The organism is Sulfuricurvum sp. RIFOXYD12_FULL_44_77 (genome assembly GCF_001830725.1).
GTDB classification, from domain to species: domain Bacteria; phylum Campylobacterota; class Campylobacteria; order Campylobacterales; family Sulfurimonadaceae; genus Sulfuricurvum; species Sulfuricurvum kujiense_A.
Genome location: NZ_MIBU01000091.1, coordinates 1 through 1,767, shown reverse-complemented (window position 1 = coordinate 1,767; position 1,767 = coordinate 1). Strand labels below are relative to the sequence as shown.

1 protein-coding gene is annotated in these 1,767 nt (G+C 44.1%); it reads right to left on the bottom strand.

All coding sequences use genetic code 11. The annotated features are described in order from the left end of the window. Positions 1 to 115 precede the first annotated feature (115 nt). Positions 116 to 1,573 carry an acetyl/propionyl/methylcrotonyl-CoA carboxylase subunit alpha gene (locus A2517_RS04105; protein ID WP_294894426.1) on the bottom strand — a complete coding sequence of 486 codons (1,458 nt, stop codon included), beginning with the start codon at positions 1,571 to 1,573 and terminating at the stop codon, positions 116 to 118. Positions 1,574 to 1,767 lie beyond the last annotated feature (194 nt).

Sequence of the window (1,767 nt, the reverse complement as noted above, 5' to 3'; positions counted from 1 at the left end):
ACACACGCCCGCCGAATACAGACTGAAAGCCGTCACGGAACGTAGTGTCCATCACATCGATGTATTTTTTTGCCATTTACCTATTCCCTACTTTTTAATTTTGTTCTAGATATGATTAGTGACGAACAGTGATATTGTTTGCTTTAATCACGTTGATGATCGATTGAATTTGTTTCATTTTTGCCTCTTCATCGTCCATATTGTGGATCGCCTCAAGGTTAAAGGTGGTTAGTTTCGTATCCAAATATCCCGTATCGAGCTCCCCTTTGATGAAATGTTCATCACGGACAATTTGGCGGTGAAGGGCGATATTGGTCGGAATCCCCTCGATCAAGAACTCATCCAATGCACGTCGTGCTTTACGAACAGCATCTTCCCACGTCAACGCCGAAACGATCAATTTTCCGATCATCGAATCGTAGTTTGAGGGAATTTGATAGTTGGTATAGGCCATAGAGTCCAAACGAACTCCCGGACCGCCCGGTGCAAGGTAATTGGTGATAAGACCCGGAGATGGGACAAAGCCCATTTTCGGATTCTCCGCATTGATACGAAATTCGATCGCGTACCCTCGGAATTTAATCTCTTCTTGTAAGAATTTGAGCTGATCCCCCTCCGCAATCTCTATCATACGCTGAATCAAATCGATCCCTGAGATCGCTTCGGTAACCGGATGTTCTACCTGAACACGGGTGTTCATTTCGATAAAGTAGATATTGTCATCTTGATCCACCAGATATTCGATAGTTCCGACACTCTCATAGCCCAGTTTGAACATCGCTTTGGTCGAGATGCGGTACAACTCACGGCGAGTTGCTTCATTCAACAATGGTGAAGGGGCAATCTCGATTACTTTTTGGTGGCGACGTTGGATCGAGCAGTCACGGTCTCCGAGGTGGACAACGTTACCGTATTTATCGGCAACAATTTGAATCTCAATGTGGCGAGGATTTTTAAGATATTTTTCGATGAATACTTCACCTCGGCTAAAGAAACGCAATGCCTCTTTGGTTGCCGACTCGTACATCTCTTTAAAATCAGATGCCTTCTCAACGATACGCATACCGCGTCCGCCGCCGCCGAATGCCGCTTTGATAATAATCGGGAATCCGATACCCGTAGCAATTTTTTCCGCATCATCGATATTATCGATCGGCTCATCCGTACCCGGAAGCATCGGAACACCTACCGCTCTCATCGCCACTTTAGACGCCATTTTATCCCCGAAAAGGGCGATATGTTCAGGCTTCGGTCCGATGAAGATAATTCCGTTATCGATACACGCCTGAGCGAATTCTGCACTCTCCGATAAAAACCCGTATCCCGGATGGATCGCGTCACAATCGGCTTTTTTTGCCAAAGAGATAATACGCTCATAATCAAGATACGCAGCAATCGGATCGCCCATAATCGGGTAGCACTCATCCGCTTTACGAACCCATACGCCGTTCATATCCACTTCAGAAAAAACAACGACACTTTTGATTCCTAGCTCTTTACAAGCACGGATAATCCGTAAAGCGATCTCACCGCGATTGGCTATCAAGATTTTTTTGATCTTAGTCGTTTTCATATTTTTCCTCATTAACAAAGTTTTATGAATCGAATTCTAGAGAAATCGATATCAAAATGGGATCAAAAAAACACTCTCTCTTTTGAACGTTTGGCTGAATTTCACCTAAACCGCACTACAATTCGTCTATGCAACTTTTTTATATGTATCGGCACTATATTGTTACCTTTTTCCTCTTTCTCCTGATCACGGGA

What these genes read in the sequence shown, in the direction of transcription:
- A2517_RS04105 (WP_294894426.1), bottom strand. Translation starts at nt 1,573, where the DNA reads ATGAAAACGACTAAGATCAAAAAAATCTTGATAGCCAATCGCGGTGAG.